The organism is Shewanella violacea DSS12, assembly GCF_000091325.1.
Lineage (GTDB): Bacteria > Pseudomonadota > Gammaproteobacteria > Enterobacterales > Shewanellaceae > Shewanella > Shewanella violacea.
Genome location: NC_014012.1, coordinates 4,297,760 through 4,315,241, shown reverse-complemented (window position 1 = coordinate 4,315,241; position 17,482 = coordinate 4,297,760). Strand labels below are relative to the sequence as shown.

Annotated in this window: 13 protein-coding genes; 10 read left to right on the top strand and 3 right to left on the bottom strand. The window is 42.6% G+C overall.

Translation table 11 applies throughout. The features are described 5' to 3' along the window. Positions 1–3: 3 nt before the first annotated feature. The 3 genes from ubiE to rraA form a co-directional block, all read right to left on the bottom strand. Positions 4–759 (bottom strand): bifunctional demethylmenaquinone methyltransferase/2-methoxy-6-polyprenyl-1,4-benzoquinol methylase UbiE, encoded by a 756-nt coding sequence (ubiE, locus tag SVI_RS17925; RefSeq protein ID WP_013053070.1) that lies wholly within the window; start codon positions 757–759, stop codon positions 4–6. Between the two features lie 1,210 nt (positions 760–1,969). Further along, positions 1,970–3,013, bottom strand: coding sequence for a formimidoylglutamase (locus tag SVI_RS17920; RefSeq protein WP_013053069.1), 1,044 nt, complete (start codon positions 3,011–3,013; stop codon positions 1,970–1,972). Positions 3,014–3,303: 290 nt separating this feature from the next. Continuing rightward, positions 3,304–3,789, bottom strand: coding sequence for a ribonuclease E activity regulator RraA (gene rraA / locus SVI_RS17915; protein ID WP_013053068.1), 486 nt, complete (start codon positions 3,787–3,789; stop codon positions 3,304–3,306). Between the two features lie 332 nt (positions 3,790–4,121). Between rraA and SVI_RS17910 the strand changes: the two genes are divergently transcribed. The 10 genes from SVI_RS17910 (at position 4,122) to SVI_RS17865 (ending at position 17,445) form a co-directional block, all read left to right on the top strand. Further along, complete coding sequence (locus SVI_RS17910; RefSeq protein ID WP_013053066.1) at positions 4,122–4,367, top strand: YgjV family protein; 246 nt, start codon at positions 4,122–4,124, stop codon at positions 4,365–4,367. Between the two features lie 107 nt (positions 4,368–4,474). Beyond that, the gene (locus SVI_RS17905; RefSeq protein WP_013053065.1) at positions 4,475–5,059 is read left to right on the top strand and encodes a phosphatase PAP2 family protein; all 585 of its coding nucleotides are present in this window, start codon (positions 4,475–4,477) and stop codon (positions 5,057–5,059) included. 24 nt (positions 5,060–5,083) lie between these two features. Then, a complete protein-coding gene (locus SVI_RS17900) occupies positions 5,084–6,136 on the top strand; it encodes an MJ1255/VC2487 family glycosyltransferase (RefSeq protein WP_013053064.1) in 1,053 nt (350 codons plus the stop codon). Between the two features lie 1,045 nt (positions 6,137–7,181). Then, the gene (locus tag SVI_RS17895) at positions 7,182–7,937 is read left to right on the top strand and encodes a hypothetical protein (protein ID WP_013053063.1); all 756 of its coding nucleotides are present in this window, start codon (positions 7,182–7,184) and stop codon (positions 7,935–7,937) included. 128 nt (positions 7,938–8,065) lie between these two features. Next, positions 8,066–8,632 carry a hypothetical protein gene (locus SVI_RS17890; RefSeq protein WP_013053062.1) on the top strand — a complete coding sequence of 189 codons (567 nt, stop codon included), beginning with the start codon at positions 8,066–8,068 and terminating at the stop codon, positions 8,630–8,632. Positions 8,633–10,133: 1,501 nt separating this feature from the next. After that, a complete protein-coding gene (locus SVI_RS17885; RefSeq protein WP_231847750.1) occupies positions 10,134–10,739 on the top strand; it encodes a DUF4145 domain-containing protein in 606 nt (201 codons plus the stop codon). Between the two features lie 105 nt (positions 10,740–10,844). Further along, positions 10,845–14,033: an HD domain-containing phosphohydrolase gene (locus SVI_RS17880; RefSeq protein ID WP_013053060.1), complete on the top strand. Its 3,189-nt coding sequence runs from the start codon at positions 10,845–10,847 to the stop codon at positions 14,031–14,033. A 779-nt stretch (positions 14,034–14,812) separates the two neighbouring features. Next, positions 14,813–15,244 carry a peptidoglycan-binding protein LysM gene (gene lysM, locus SVI_RS17875; protein ID WP_013053059.1) on the top strand — a complete coding sequence of 144 codons (432 nt, stop codon included), beginning with the start codon at positions 14,813–14,815 and terminating at the stop codon, positions 15,242–15,244. Between the two features lie 23 nt (positions 15,245–15,267). Beyond that, entirely contained in the window at positions 15,268–15,732 is a 465-nt protein-coding gene (locus SVI_RS17870; RefSeq protein WP_013053058.1) for a YidB family protein, read from the top strand. A gap of 561 nt (positions 15,733–16,293) precedes the next feature. Then, on the top strand, positions 16,294–17,445 hold the full coding sequence (locus SVI_RS17865; protein WP_013053057.1) for a BamA/TamA family outer membrane protein: 1,152 nt from the start codon (positions 16,294–16,296) through the stop codon (positions 17,443–17,445). The last annotated feature ends 37 nt before the right edge of the window (positions 17,446–17,482 follow it).

Sequence of the window (17,482 nt, the reverse complement as noted above, 5' to 3'; positions counted from 1 at the left end):
GAGTTAAAACTTATAGCCTTTATGCAAAGCAACAATACCGTCTGTCATGTTGGTGTAGTCGACTTGCTCGAAGCCGGCATCGACCATCATGGCTTTTAAAGTCTCTTGATCTGGATGCATACGAATAGATTCAGCTAGATACGCATAACTGTCGGCATCTTGAGTGATAAGAGCGCCCATCTTAGGCATCACTTTAAAGCTGTAAAGATCATAAATTTTACGCATCACGTCATGCTTAGGCTTTGAAAATTCAAGGACTAATAGCTTTCCACCCGGCTTTAGCACGCGAAGCATAGAACGGATAGCCGCATCTTTGTCGGTGACGTTTCTCAAGCCAAAAGCTATGGTAATGATATCGAAATGATTATCTGGAAATGGCAGAGCTTCGGCATTAGCCTGAACATAGTTGACGTTGCCAACTATGCCCTTGTCTCTGAGCTTTTCACGGCCGACCTTAAGCATGGAATCGTTAATATCCGCAAGGGTAACCTGGCCGCGTTCACCCACAAGGTGAGAGAATTTAGCGGTTAAGTCGCCTGTACCACCGGCAAGGTCTAATACCTTCATGCCTGGTCGAGCACCGGCGCTTTCGATAGTAAAACGTTTCCACATGCGGTGGATACCGAAAGACATGACATCATTCATGATGTCATATTTGGCTGCAACAGAATGAAATACGCCAGCGACCATTTCAGCCTTCTGATCCGCTTCAACTGTTTTATAACCGAAATGGGTACTTTTTTCTGTGTCTTGTGACATCTGCTTGTTCCTATCTCTACAATTGTTATAAGCGAGTATAGCCATTCATTAATGGTCACAAATTATTCATCAAACCTATAGTGATTGATGTTAGTTATCTGGACTCGGAATGGTTGAAAATGCGCATTACATCATACTATTCGTCAATGGTGAATAGTATGAGGCAAATATACCTAGCTTAGCCTTATCTGAACTAGGCTCAGCTGTTCACATCATCATCTCCATAAGGTTCGTCAATGGTGAATAGTATGAGGAAAATATACCTGGCTTAGCCTTAACTGAACTAGGCTCTGCTACTCACATCATCATCTCCATAAGGTTCGTTAATGGTGAATAATATGAGGAAAAAATACCTAGCTTAGCCTTATCTGAACTAGGCGTAGGCGTTCACATCATCATCTCCATAGGGCTCGTCAATGGTGAATAGTATGAGGAAAATATACCTGGCTTAGCCTTATCTGAACTAGGCTCAGCTGCTCACATCATCATCTCCATAAGGTTCGTTAATGGTGAATAGTATGAGGCAAATATACCTAACTTAGGCCTATCTGAACTAGGCTCAGCTGTTCACATCATCATCTCCATAAGGTTCGTCAATGGTGAATAGTATGAGGAAAATATACCTGGCTTAGCCTTAACTGAACTAGGCTCTGCTACTCACATCATCATCTCCATAAGGTTCGTTAATGGTGAATAGTATGAGGAAAAAATACCTAGCTTAGCCTTATCTGAACTAGGCGTAGGCGTTCACATCATATCCATAAGGTTCGTCAATGGTGAATAGTATGAGGAAAATATACCTAGCTTAGCCTTATCTGAACTAGGCGTAGGCGTTCACATCATCATCTCCATAGGGCTCGTCAATGGTGAATAGTATGAGGAAAATATACCTGGCTTAGCCTTATCTGAACTAGGCTCAGCTGTTCACATCATCATCTCCATAAGGTTCGTCAATGGTGAATAGTATGAGGAAAATATACCTGGCTTAGCCTTAACTGAACTAGGCTCTGCTACTCACATCATCATCTCCATAAGGTTCGTTAATGGTGAATAGTATGAGGAAAAAATACCTAGCTTAGCCTTATCTGAACTAGGCGTAGGCGTTCACATCATATCCATAAGGTTCGTCAATGGTGAATAGTATGAGGCAAATATACGCAAACCTAGTTCCTAGATTCTAGTCTCTAAGAACTGGCCTCTAGCCTATCTGTTACGACTGCAGTCTGCCTTGGATATATGCATAAATCAGCTCACTAATACTCTGGCCCGTTTCGCGATAGCCAGCCGCTATGCCTGCCACGTGACAGCTAGGAGCCGCTTCTGCTAAATGAAGGTATGCACAAGGTGTATTCCTGGCTATGGTGCTCACATAATGCAGGGCGTCCAGCAGCGGTATTCCTGCTGCAGTCGAGGCGCTACTGGGCATATTGATGATGGCATCGAGATCTAGCTCTAGAGCCACAGGAAGCTGGCTGTCGTTTAGGCCCGTGACTATCTCATCTAATGCCGACTTTAAGGTGATTTCTCGGCGTACCCAGATAGACTGTAATGTGTGCCAATGGCCGCCGAATTTGCTCAGCTGCTCCAGGGTCTCCTCACTGTTCTTCAGCTCATGCATACCAAGTACATGGTAGTAACCCAATGCGCCGCTGGCCGCAGCATAGCTGAAACCATTGCCGCTATGGCGGCCTTCACGGGGGCGAAAATCGGAATGGGGATCTAAGTTTACTGCCGCGACTTTCTTGTTAAAGCAATGTTTGACCGACATCAACAAGCCATAGGCATTGTTATGGCCGCCGCCGATAACGATAGGCTCGAGACCCGATGCTATTACTTGGCTGGCTACCGAAATCACTCTGTCATCAAGCTGCTCAACATTGGCTCGCAGTGCATTGGCATCGGCACCTTCGGCGAGTTGAAGGTCGTCTGTTTGTATTTGGCCCAGTACTAGGCATTCGGCCCCATGAAAGAAGCGGTTAGATTGCAGATTGAGAAATTGTGCCATGGCCGATTCGAAGGCATCGGTGGCGCCGCCACGGCCCAAGTTAGCCCGTGGACCTATGTCTTCACCTATACCTAAGATGGCGAAACGTGCGCCATTGGTTTTAGCGTTATCGAGTGTATTGCCGAGTGTGTTTGTGCGATCGTTATTTTCATCGCAGCAGTGAACTGTCTGGGCAAGTTTAGTTTCGCCGTCACGAATCGACACCAGTTGTCGACACTGCTTTCTTGTAAAAGGAATGAGATATTGCATATGGATTTAGTTCTTATTTTGATGCTAATACTTATGGATATATTGTTACTTAATTTGTGATTCGAAGGCAATCAAAGAATGATATTAGAGGTATGTTTTGGCGCAGTATTTTTATCCTTGCTTGAGTTAAATAGCGCAACGGATATAAGGCTTTCTCAGATAAGGGTCAAAAATAGCAGGGGATACGAACAAAAAAAGATGGCCTAAGAGGCCATCTTCAATACTTGCCGAAACTCGAAACTCGAAACTCGAAACTCGAAACTCGAAACTCGAAACTCGAAACTCGAAACTTAATCGATATCTAAAGGCTCAGGCGAAAGTATGATGCCAGTATTGTCGGCGTAGACATGATCTAAGGGTAAGAAAGTGACGCCACCGAAGTTGACTGGGATCTCCAGTTCTCCAATTGAATGGCCATCGGCACCGACTGGAATAGAGGCTAGGGCCTGAATACCAAGGTCGAGATCTTCCAGGGCATCTACATCTCTCACTGAGCCGTAGATTATGATGCCTTCCCACTTATTTTCTACCGCGATCTTAGCAATAGAAGAATCGAGCAGTGCTCGTCTTAAAGAGCCACCGCCATCTACGAGTAAGACCCTACCTTCACCATCTTGTTGGAGTGCTTCAGCGATAAGACCATTATCTTCGAAACATTTAATGGTGCTGATTGAGCCACCAAATGAGTTACAACCACCATAGTTACTGAACATGGGTTCGACAACATCGACGACATCGATGTAAGTGTCACAAAGTTCTGAGGTGTTGTATTCCATAGTCATACTCCTGTAGATCGATATTGTGCTGAGTCGTGCACAATTTGACGAGACAAGGCCAGTATATAAGGGATTCTTAAAAAGAAAAGTGTTATCAATCACGCAATTGTCTATATATGCAGCTGATAACTAGTTTGTTGTAAAGTTTCCTTATTTGATGGGTAAAACAGCGGTGAAGTTGCGAAAGGTTGTTAATTGCGTATTTTTATTACATGTTTTGCGTAAATTTGTTAGCATGCTTGTAGATTTGATTAACTTAACTTTAACTTGCTTTAGGGGCACGGACCCCCCAATACGCTCATGGATGGCAGAAGGCCTTAAAAGGTACCTTCATGGAAGCTTCAACGATTGAAATCATTGGTTATTTTGCGTCAGTAATGGTGGCCATTTCTTTGATGATGAAAGATATCATCTGGCTTAGATGCTTAAACTTTGCCGGTTGTTCTTTGTTCGTTATCTACGGGATTTACATTTCGGCTTGGCCGGTAGCTGGCATGAACGCATTTGTTGCCTGTATCAACATCTATCACCTGATAAAAATCTACCGTACAAAATCACAGCCAGTCGCTACAGCTTAATTTGTTGGCACACCGAGTGTCATAAAAACTTAGGCTAGTTGTCACCTTGCCGTCACGGCACCTTTTTAGGCTCTAAATCAGCATACTGGCTGATGAGGAGCCTTTTTATGTTTGGCATCATTACAAAGTTAGACAAACAAGTATTTGAATATTTTTTCGCACTTAGCGAACACAAAGAATGGCATCTGCTCGCCAGAAAAATCTCTAAAACCGGAGATGGGCCATTCTACTTCATATTTTCGCTGATCTTGTTCCTGAGCCATAGCAGGGGCGGTGAGCTATTTAATCTGGCTGTGTCCGCATTTATTCTCGAAATACCACTGTATCTCATATTGAAGAACGCTATCAGGCGGAAACGCCCTTGCCATAGAGAATCTGTCTATCTTGGGCGTGTATCTGTATCTGTGGGACAAGCTGATCCGCTTGTTTCTGCTAGCGGCTTTAATGCTTCTAAGCCATTTGAACCATCGGACAAGTTTAGTCTGCCATCTGGGCATACCGCGGCCGCTTTTGTTATGGCCACTTCCATCTGGGTTATCTATCCACAATGGCTGCTATTGGCCTACTCCTGGGCTATAGCTATTGGATTGTCACGCATCGCCCTAGGCGTGCATTACCCCTTGGATATCCTGGCTGGAGCCTCACTGGGCTCAGGGTCTGTTATGGCAGTTTTATATTTAGGTGGGCATTAATTTGCGTCATTTTAGGGAGGGAATATGAGAATACTTTATGGCGTTCAAGGAACGGGTAATGGCCATTTAAGCCGTGCACGGGTTATGGCTAAATCTCTGCAAAAATATGACGTGGATGTCGACTTCTTATTTTCCGGGCGTGCTTCTGAGCAGTTTTTCGATATGCAGTGCTTCGGTGAATATCAGGTCAAATCAGGACTAACATTCGCCACCAATAATGGTCGGGTGAATATGCTGAAGACAGCATGGCAGAACTCAGTGCCATCATTAATTCGTGATATTAACTCATTAGACTTGAGCGCTTATGATCTGGTGTTAAATGACTTTGAACCGGTTTCTGCTTGGGCTGCGAAGCGCCAAGGAGTGACCTCGATTGGCGTGAGTCATCAGGCGGCGCTTAAATATCCCGTGCCTAAGGTGGGGGATAACTGGTTTAACGAGAAACTATTGCATTACTTTGCACCTGTGGATATCGCATTGGGCTGTCACTGGCATCATTTCGGCTTTCCCATATTGCCTCCCTTCGTCGAGGTAGACCCAGTTATAGCCGTCAATCCTCATCAAATATTGGTATACCTACCCTTCGAGTCTGCCGATGACATAGTTAAATTTCTATCGCCTTTTAAGGAATATTGCTTTCATGTCTACCACGGAGATAGGCCCAAGCTTGATTTTCCCAGCCATATCATCTGGTCCGGGTTTAATCGAGATGGCTTTAAACAGAAGCTCTCTACTTGTGGCGGTGTGATAGGCGGCGCAGGTTTTGAGCTTGCCAGTGAAGCTCTGGCCCTGGGAAAAAAGTTGCTGGTTAAGCCCTTACTGGGTCAATTCGAGCAGCTATCCAATGTTGCCGCCCTTGAGCTGTTAGGCGCGGCCGAGACTATGACTTGTTTAGACAGTGAGTCTCTGCGTCGCTGGTTAAAGTTGGCGGCGCCAGAGCCGATTCATTATCCCCAAGTGGGCGATGCCTTAGTTAAATGGCTATTGGCTGGTGACTGGCATTCAGGCGATAAGCTGTGCCGCCAATTATGGGATGAGGTGGACTTGCCACAAAGTTGGCGTAAGAAGAGCCCCTAATGGAGTTAGCTTCGAATGAAGCTTGGGGACATTTTCTGGTTTAGCTTCTGGCTGAGTGGGTATTGGGGAGTGAGTTTCGTAGTTTCAATTTTATCTATCACCTGCGGTGGGCTTAAGTGCAGATACTTCTGCGAGACGCTGTGAAGCCGTCCCTGGCCGCTCTGCGGTTTCATCCTTGAAACCGAAGCTCGCAGCCGCATCTACACCTGGTTATTTGTCTCTTCGATTTGAAGTTGTCAGTAACAAGGTCATTCCCAAAGTAAGTTGGCCTTCGAATGAAGGCTGATCACATTTTATGATTTAGTTTCTGGCTGAGTGGGTATTGGGTTTGAAGGTTGTTCCTTCATGGTAACCTAACGCCTGTCCGGCGAGGATTGTGCACTCTTTACTTTGAGAAGGTTCTGCGACACGCCGGCTCTTGATTTAAAAAGAGTCCATCTGACCGCCATGGATGGTGGGAATGCCAAATTTTGTATGGAACAAAATTGGCCCTGTAGGCTCTGCCAAAATATCTGACCCACAAGGATGTGGGAAATTTCGAATAAATGTAGGGAACATTTCCGGCCCTGATTTGGAAGCTCGCAGCCGTATCTACACCTGATTATTTTTCTCTTCGATTTGGGTTTCATTGGTGTGTAGCTAACTCAGAAATGCCCCAATGCGAGTTTAGCGGCAGCATTTAGCCGATTTCGGTATTAACCAGTGTTTGTGTTTTATACAGTATTATTGGTTTTGTGCGGATAATCTCTAAATTATGCGCAATCAGTTCGCGGTTTGCTATTGAGTGAAAAGAAAAAGAGATGTAAATTCAGTAAGATGAAAGTGTGCATGTTTGAACTATTTAGATAACAGGACATGCAAAGTGTGCAATAGAGTTTTCCCCAGAAGTGTATTGGATACGATTTACAACGATTCAAGGTAGCAAATTGTTTTCATTTGAATTTTACGGGGAAATGCTGTGCTCACTTTTACAACAGGCATTGGCAAAGCGCGCATGCCGTATATTAAAATGTTATGTGTTTAGATTATATGCCTAGGAGTTTTTGTGCCACCAATTGTTAAGTTAATAAATATTTTATGTCTAGCTTTAGGGGGGCCATATTTTATTTCAATGCTGGTTTATCCATTCTATATTGGTGATTGGGCACATGTGCATGCTGTATGGGAAACTTGGCAATCTCTGAATACTGGCGCTTTAGCTTTTGTGGCAAGTGTTGTTGCATTAAATGCTGTTAAGTACTCTGAGGAAAAAAAGCGGCAACGTAATTTTATAGCTGCACGGGCATTTTTACCTCAGGCATTGTCTGAACTTTGTGGATATTTTGAAGAAAGCTCCAAGGTTTTAATCGAAGCATGGGAGAGAGCAAAGGATAGAAATGATCGGTGTAAAACACCTCTCAATGCAATGTTACCATCAGTTCCTGAAGTACACATACAAGTCTTCAAAGAGTGTATAGCAGAAGCCGAACCAAAGGTTGGTGATCACCTTGCATACATACTGGTGAGACTACAAATACATCAGTCTAGATTGAAATCACTGCATTCTGATTTTTCTGAAGATAGCTATATGATTCAAATACCACAAAATATAATGTCGTATATTTTTGCATTAGCTGAGTTGCAAGGTCTAGTGAATCAGTTATTCCCTTATTCTAGGGGAGTGGAGACCTTTAGTCGCTCTAATCTAAAAGCTGAAGTATATTTCTCTGCTTATCGTTCTTGGGACATTTACATTGAAGACCAAGATGATTTGAGAGGTTTCACCGAAAGGAATCATGCGAAACGTTGGGATAACACATAACCAGCCCATCAAGACTGATTCGCAACGCTATCACATTGGTTGCAAAGTAAAAAAGGCGCAACAAATGTGCCAGCATTGCTCACGGCTTATGGGAGCGTTAGGGCTCTTTGCAATGTTTGAGGAATATAATGTCCGATAAAGAGAAAGAAGTAGAGTTTTATGCCGCGACGGTTGGAGCTTGGTTAAACACAAAATTTGAACTGGATAAAAGCTTACTTACGTTAAGTACTGGAGCAATAGGTTTATTAGTTACATTATTAACAACAGTCGGTGCTACTTCAGTTGAAGGGTTGGCTTTGTATTTTGTGGCTCTATTATCTTTCCTTGTTTGTGTCGTATCGATTCTTTTGGTTTTTAAACGTAATGCAAAGCACCTTGAAGGGATCGTTACCGAAACACAAACAAGTGATCCTTTATTGAAATCATTAGACACATCGGCAGCATTTTCATTTGTGTTTGGAGTTATTTTAACTCTGATCATTGGAGGTACTACTGCCATTAATCAATTTATAGAAAAGGAAATAAAAATGACAAAAGAAGTAAATAAAACTATTCATAATGTCGCTGTTGGTGACTCAATCAATGGTCTTGAGGCTCTTCGCCCTGCAGGAAAAGAAAAAGCTAGTGTTGAAGGGATCATAAACATGAAACCTCAACCAAAACCACAGCCTGCTAAAAGTAAGCCTGAAGATTAAGCCCTAACAAATAAGGATAGGCCGCGCGCAGCCGCGTCCTTATCCCAAGTGTTGAACAAGCCCGAGGTCGGGGTTTAATCATACTCTTTATTAAGCAAATAGCTGAGCGAGGGTTCGTTATGCTTGAGGCCATAATAGGACAAATATTTTGTTTTAGTCAGCACGCAGCCTTGATCTAATGACCAATCATTTAACTTCTTTAATATCAGCCTGCTGTGTAAACCCCTCCTCTTTAGTTAATACATTATCCTTAAAAATAAAATAGGAAATAAAATAGGACTGGCATATCTCTGTTCCACGCCTAATATCACCACTAAGCGCACTGAGATAAAGATGAAGACCACTACAGACTTTAGCCTTTGCCTTTCTTCGTGACTCTTCGAGTCCTCCGTGGTTAGGATAAAGGGTCGTAGCGAATTACGGCCGTTGGATAACCCAAGATACTTTTTCTAATCAATATCACGTTAATTAGACTAAAAAATCTACCAAGCTTTTGTCCAGAAACTTGTTACAAACCAATAGAGCTGAAATCGAAGAGATAAACACTTAGGTGTGAACGCGGCTGTGACCTTCGACAGCAAGGACGCTGTCGCAGAGGCTATAGGGACATACTTGCGCCGTGTCATAGAAGTGTTTGCACATTTGGCGAGCCGCAGGCTATAGATTAAATTAGAGCTTACTTATCCAAAAATCATCCAAAAATATAATCAGCCCAATGAACCCACAATAGATATTTCAGAAACTTGTGATCCGACAAGTAAACGCATTTCTGTCCAAAAGTGAGTTACTAGCCAGTAAAATTCAAATCGAAGAAGCATCTTTTTCGAAGCCATATCAGGTGTGAACGCGGCTGTGAGCTTCTAAATCAGGGCGAGGTTTCACAGCGTGAAACTATCCGAACGAGAGACTGGGATGTCGAACAGGCCTTTAAACATGGAAGTTGTTGGATTTAGTAGAGCTTCCATGGACGGACTTGCAGCGACTCACAGAACCTTCTCAAAATAAAGAGTGCACATTCCTCGCAGGACAGGCGTTAGATAACAGCTAAGTCATGGCATCCAGCAAACCAACCAAACACGCTTCTATCTAGAAACTACTTACTATCAGCAAACTAAAATCGAAGAAGAACCTTTTTCGAAGCCATAGCAGGTGTGAACACGGCTGTGACCTTCGACAGCATGGATGCTGTCGCAGAGACTATAGGGACTGTGCTTGAATGATATCCTATCTAAAGGCCAGTTCGGCATCCATGCCTCTCGTTCATAGGCTAATGGCTATGCCATATTCACCGTGTCGCAGAACCTTCTCAAAATAAATAGTGCACATCCCTCGCCGGACAGGCGGTAGATAACAATGCAATATTGGTAAGCTGAACACTACCAAGTATCAATCCCGCTAAATGAAGCAATCAAAAAGATATTTGAAACTTGTTATTCGACAAGTGTACCAACCACTATGTTTCATTTGTGTAAATTGCTACTCTCTGTCCAGACAAAAATATATGGGAAAAAAAGAAATGAACTGGATGGAATTTGTGGTGCAACTGTTTGATAAATTGGCTTGGCCACTCGTCATCCTTATCTGTGTGTATAGCCTTAAGCATCCTATCGCTAAGTTGATCCCTCTGGCTAAAAAACTCAAGTTTAAAGATCTGGAAGTGGAGTTTGGCCAAGAGTTAAAGTCTATAGTTCAGAAAGCAGAAGGGGCCTTTCCTGAGCTTAAATATGACAATAAATCTCTGCTGATTGCCTCTGCCAATAACTTACCTAATTCGGCAGTTATTGAATCTTGGGAAGCTGTGGACGTTGCCGCAGAGGCACTGATCAGAGCCAGAAAAATTAATATCGAACTGGATGTGAACACTCGATATAAGCATATAGAAAGCATCTTGCTCAAAGAAAATTTTATCAATACTAAGCAAGGTAAGCTATTTAGTGAGCTTAGGCAGCTGAGAAATCGGGTCGCTCATGCGGTAGGTTACGAAGTGGGTAAAACCGAAGCGATTCAATATATTGAACTGTGTTTTAAGCTGATTAATCATTTGGAAAAGCTTAGGTGCGCAGGAGAGACCGAGTGTCTTACCAGAGTTGAGAAGATCGCTAGCTAGCCCTACACCTGGGATTATTGTTAATTAATTGTTATGGGTTATTGACTGTCTGGGTGTTTTTCATACACTGGTACACTTCAATGGATTGATGTGTAAGGGCTGGCGATGGAATTGGTAGCAAAGCGAAAAAGTAAACGTTTTTCCATACGTGTTACTTTGGTAGGAATATTTGTTATATCCACGGCAATTACCGCGGCAATAGCCATCGGATTGCAGTATTACTTCAGCCAGTCTATGGCTACAGAATCAGCCCTCAAACATTACAAGCTTACCGCAAAGAATGTCAGCAGCTATCTATCTCTGGTGGATAGTCAGGCAGTAAATACCACCAAGTTACTCTCGAGTTTCGATAATTTAGTCCTTGGTGACGAGTTTAATCGAGAGTCCTATCAAACGTTTGCTCAAATCATGCGATCTAATACCCTGTTTTATGCCATCTATATTGGTATGCCAAATGGGAACTTCTATGAGTTGATCAACCTAGATGCGCACCCGATCATCAGAAAACAGTTCGATGCGACTCATCAGGACAGGTGGGTGATGATCACGATAAGGGCAGAGCAAGGATTAAAAGAAACGACCTATTTTGACTCGCAATTCAACTCTAGGGTCACGCTAGCAGAATCCAGTGATTATGATGCGACTAGTAGGCCTTGGTTTATTGATTCTAATACTAAAAATGTGTCAAAAACAGAACCTTACCTTTTTCGTCACCTGCAATCTCCGGGGCAAACTTATTCGATAAAGTTAGCCAAGTCTGGAGCGGTTCTTGCCGTAGATATAGCCTTATCGACCCTGAACGAATATCTCATTGGCCAGAGTGAAAATGAAGGGGCAGAATCACAAACTCAAATCTATCTCTATAAAGCGAATGGTGAATTAATAGCCTCGAATCAGAAGCGGCAAGTGCAAGTCCAGATCCCTCAATCTCAGGTGCTGAAACTCACTAAACAAGAGCTTGAGCTTATTCATAGTACGCCCACACTTCTGGTCTCTAATGAAACAGATTGGGCGCCGATAGATTTTGCTATCTCGGGCCAGCCCCAAGGCTATAGCATAGATGTGGTTAACCTAGTTGCCGAGATGACTGGACTCAAGGTTCAGTTTATTAATGGTTTTACTTGGAACGAGCTAGTAGACGGCTACATGATGGAAGAGTTAGATATGCTGCAACCTATCATGAAAACGGCCAAGAATGAGAGCCTGGGAGAATTTAGTACGCCGTTTTTAGACCTTGAATATGGCATAGTGACTGGGCCAGATGTGCCGCAGATAAAGGAGCTTGCCGAACTCAATGGTAAGCGACTCGCTATTCCCTTAGGTTGGTCGATTATACCTATCATCGAAGATAAGTTCCCTGAGATTGAGGTGCTTGAGATGGCGTCGACCCAAGCAATATTAAGCGCTGTGGAGCAAGGTGAGGTATTTGCAGCCCTAGATAACAAGATTATCTTGCATTACACGGCTAAGAGTTTCTTTATCGATGCGGTTAAATATCATGAAGATATCGGCTTTGGTGATGTAAAAGTACCTAGGGGTCTGCATATAGCCATGCAAGGGAAGTATGCGTCGCTGATCCCTATTGTTAATAAGGCATTGGCCAATATCACACCTGAGCAAGTATCCGCCTTAAGATCTAAATGGTTTGATGAAGGTGCTAAGCCTGAGTTCGCTGCACAAGGTGTTGTGCCCTATAAAGCGCTTATCGATATTGGTAATGCGCCTGAGTTCCATAATCAACTAGTGCGCCGTGAGCTCGATGGCATAGAACAATTTGTGTTTGTGACGCCATTTGGTAATAACCCCCAGACCCAAGATCGCTTAGCCATCATAGTCTCCACGCAAACTCTGTTGGCTTCGAGTACCGATAAGGTGATGACGTCTACCGTCATCACAATATTATGCTTACTCTTTTTGCTTCCTGTATCTAGCTTGTTCGCATCACCGATCATTCGTCCGATTAAGTTACTAGCCATTGAGAATGAAAAGATAAAGCACCGTCATTATGATGAGGTGAATAATATTGATTCAAATATCGCCGAGCTAGATGATCTGGCAAGTTCTATGTGGGGTATGTGTGAATCGATTCAGCAACATGAGCATAATCAGAAGGAGTTGATGGAGTCCTTTATTAAGCTTATCGCTCAGGCCATCGATGACAAGTCTCCCTACACGGCAGGCCATTGTAATCGAGTACCTGAACTGGGGTTAATGCTGGCAGATGCCGCCGCTGAATCTGAGTTGGCGGCTTTTAAAGACTTTTCCTTCAAATCGGCCGATGAGCACAGGGAGTTTAGGATAGCGGCCTGGCTACATGACTGCGGTAAAATCACCACCCCAGAGTTTATCGTCGATAAGGGCACTAAGTTAGAAGCTGTCTATAACCGGATACACGAAGTGCGTATGCGCTTCGAAGTGCTGTGGCGAGATGCCGAGATAGATTACCTTAAGCGTGTCTGTGCCACTGAACCGAGCGAACTATTAACTGCCGAGCTGGAAAATAAGCGCCAGCAGCTACAGCAAGATTTCAAATTTATCGCTACGGCTAATGTGGGCGGTGAGTTTATGTCTCAAGAGCATAAAGACCGTTTGGCCGAACTTGCCCTAATCACCTGGCAGAGGAACTTCGATGATAGGCTAGGTCTGTCTCCGGTGGAGGAGCTCAACTTGAGTACATTATCTGTAGCTGATTTACCTGTTATCGAGCCTCTGTTAAATGACAAGCCGGAACATATCATCAAGCGCATCAACAAGGTCAAGTTTGATCCTAAATTTGGCATCAAGATGGATATCCCTGAGCACCAATATAATCTAGGCGAACTGTATAATCTTTCTATCTCACGCGGAACTCTCACCCCCGAAGACAGGTTTAAGATTAACGAGCATATAACCAGTACTATTAAGATGTTGGAAACTCTGCCATTCCCACCAGAGCTCGCCAGAGTACCGCGTTATGCTTCAACCCACCACGAAACCTTAAAAGGTACTGGCTATCCTCGTAGACTCAGCGCAGAGGATCTCTCTATTCCAGAGCGTATTCTGGTGGTAGCCGATATCTTCGAAGCGCTCACCGCAGCCGACAGGCCTTATAAGAAGGCCAAGCCTCTTAGTGTCGCTATCGATATTCTCCACAAGATGGCACTGGATGAGCACTTAGACATGGACCTGTTCAAGCTGTTCTTAACCAGCGGCATCTATCTTGAATATGCCCATAAGTTTCTCGACGGGGCGCAGATAAATGAGGTCGACATTGCTAAGTATCTAGATGATGAGCCATTGAAGCGCAGTGCCTAGCGGTAAGTTAATTTAGCGCTAGCAGGGCAATTTTTTGATAGGACCATTGAAACAGGACCATTGAAACAGGGCTAATGAAACAGGGCTAATGAAACAGGGCTAATGAAACAGGGCTAATGGTTAACGCGAATGTCGCTATCAATATCATAATGAGTCTACAAGCCTGCTTGATGATATGGAGCATGCACACTCTTGCTGCCATAGGTGAATCAAGGCTTGTAGTCAGTTCGTTTGCACGGGCACTGACACCGCTTGGTATTAGTAGGCTATTTAATGACAAGATTACGCTGTAAATAGTGCTGTAAATAGTGCTGTAAATAGCGTTGTAAATAACCATGTAAGTAATGACGCAGAATATACTACTAAATAATAATGCTAACCATTATCGATTTTGGGATTTTAGTTGTGTGTATATTTAGGTTTCTTGTTACTTTAATTGTATTGCTTAGTGTTAACCTGTATCGCCTTTATTTTAATTGAACTACTCTGTTGTCTATTTGAGTTGTTAAAATAACAATCCCATAAACTCTTCGGCTTATAATCATATATTAGACACAATCTGTTTTCGTCATATTTGGTTTTTATATAAAGCCTCGTCTCTATGCTGTATGCTCGAAACTCAAATGACTTACATTTTATGTTTGTCGTCAATATTATATGACTAACTATAAAAGATATGGGAATTATATTACCTATCCTTTTCTATAATGTTGTTATTTTTTTACTTTGGTAGCCAGCTTGCTTGTAAGTTGTTACCTCTCATTGTTTAGGGAATGAAAATGGGCTTATTAAATTTCGCACGAAATATCGGAACTTCACTTTTTGGTAAAGAAGAGGAAGCACCGGAAAAAATCACCCAGCATATTGAAAGCAATAACCCTGGCGTGTCTGGATTGAATGTTGAAGTACAAGATGGTGTAGCTACACTTTCTGGTACAGCTGTTAGTGCTGAAGCTCGTCAAAAAACTATTCTTATGGCTGGTAATACCAAAGGTATTGAATCAGTAGTTGATAACCTTGATGCCCCAGCCGCTACTAGCGAAGTGACTTACTACGAAGTAGAATCTGGTGATAGCTTGTGGAAAATTGCTGAAAAAACAATCGGTAATGGCGCAGATTACGAGAAGATATTTGAAGCTAACCGTGAAGTTATCATAAACCCTGACAAGATTTTCCCAGGTCAGAAACTTCGTATTCCGGCAACGATATAATACAGTCAGTATAAGGATTACTCATGGATATCACACAAATTCTACGCACTGGTGCAAAATTATTTAATCAATCAAGTGCAGATACTGCTCACCTGAGTGAAAATAATATCGTTGCAGCATTATCTCGTTTATTAGGCGGTGATAGTGATGGACAAGGTATTAATTTACAAAACATCATAAAATCATTAGATGGTGCGGGTTTGGCGAGTATTGCGGCATCATGGCTGGGAAAAGGCAGTAATGCTGCTATTTCCACTGATGATATCGCGAAAGTTTTCCATCCAGATAAAATTTCAGCATTTGCCAGTGAACTTGAATTACCTGAGCATAAAGCTGTTTCTGGTCTGCAAGATGTATTACCAGCAATAGTCGATCATGCAAGTCCAGGCGGTGAAATCGCTGGTGATCTATTTAAAGCGGTTGGCGGTCTTGCTGGGATTATGAAAATCGGCGCAAGTATATTTGGTGAAAATAAACCAAACAATTAATCTTAATTATATATAGTCACAATAATTATAATTAAGAGGTTCAGTTATTAAGTAATATATATAAAGCCTAGTCATATTTGATTAGGCTTTTTTATTTGCCAATTGATTCTAATGGTTATATTTATAAGCAGATGAATACTTCATGTGTTATTAGCCTTGTTCAAGACTTCATTTATTCCTGCACTCCCTTATTCCCTAAAAGCTCATGCCCTAGAGCTTATTGCCTAAAAGCTTATTTTCAAGATAATACATCGACCTGTCAGTTTCTTTAAATCCTTCATCTGCGAGCATCCTTTTAGCTGAGCTAGATTGCTAGCTATGGCCTCAATGACCCGTGCATTAAGGGGGGATCGCGCGCTATGCCAGTCTCTGAGCCTTTTTTCTAGGGATAGGTTTGCCCAATATTGGCTCATAATAAGAGGGCTGATCATTAATTTTTAAGCTAAAAACAAATTAATTTTTCCAGATTGATGTCGTGTTAAACTGCTCTCGGCAAGTCAAATGACTGCCTTAAAGGTCGTTAAGTACCTCCCATATTCCCCATAATTTATTAGAGCTTTTATGAAACGGATTTTACTGTTAACCCTGTTTGCTTTTTCTAATGCGGCCATCGCCGTTGACCCTTTATTTGAAACACCAGAAGATATGGAGCCAACATGGGTCGATAACATTCTGTCAGTCTTTGGTGCCGATGGTGAATTTGATGACAGTAAAGCCATTGATATGAGTTATTTACCAACGGCTTATTACACCCCAGAGAAAAAATTTGGTGTGGGCTTATTGATGGTCGGATTATATAAAACTGACAATGCATCCAGTGAAGAACAGCCGTCATCCTTAGTGCTAAATTCGTTTGTTTCGATGAACAACTCTTATGGTGTTGAAGTCGAAAACATGACGTTTTTAAACCAGGGAAAGCAACGACTATTACTGGAATTAGACTTACATAACGAAGCCTCTGTGTATTATGGTCAAGGCATAGAACAAGGCGATAAAGACAGTAATCATCATGAGTTTGAAGAGCAATTATACAGTTTCAAACCTCGCTGGATGACAGAAGTTGCTGATAATTATTTTATCGGTTTCGGTGCTGATTTTATTTACGTAAGTGCAGACAAATTAGCGTTAGCGGAAACTGAAATCCCTGTGGATTCTTCTGATGTTTTGCCTGATAACTTTAGCTCAGGCCTAGTGGTCACCAGCATATATGACTCACGAGATTATCGATTAAATGCCACCAAGGGTTGGTTATTTCAAATTGATGCTGGCTTATATCAAAACAACAAGTCTGCTTCGTTTTCGACTTATGATATCGAGTTAGCCAACTATATTGACCTAAGCGACTCAGCACCAGGACTCATAGCATGGCAAGTGCAGGGGCATTTTACCCATGGTGATGTGCCTTGGAATATGTTGCCCGATCTTGGTGGCTCTAAAGCCATGCGCGGCTATATCAAAGGGCGTTACCGTGATGAGCAGATGATGATGGGACAAGTTGAGTATCGTTTACCCATATTCCAACGTTATGGCATGGTTTTTTGGGGGGCAGTAGGCAGCGTGGCACCCACAGTAAGCGATCTTACCGAGGAGTTATTAACCTCTTACGGAACAGGTTTGCGTTTTAACATCAAAGACAATATCAATTTGCGTTTCGACGTGGGCGTTGGTGAAAACGAAACCAACTTCTACCTTAATGTGAATGAAGTTTTTTGATCATGGCTAAGATTACGAGCCTTATGACCAAGATGGA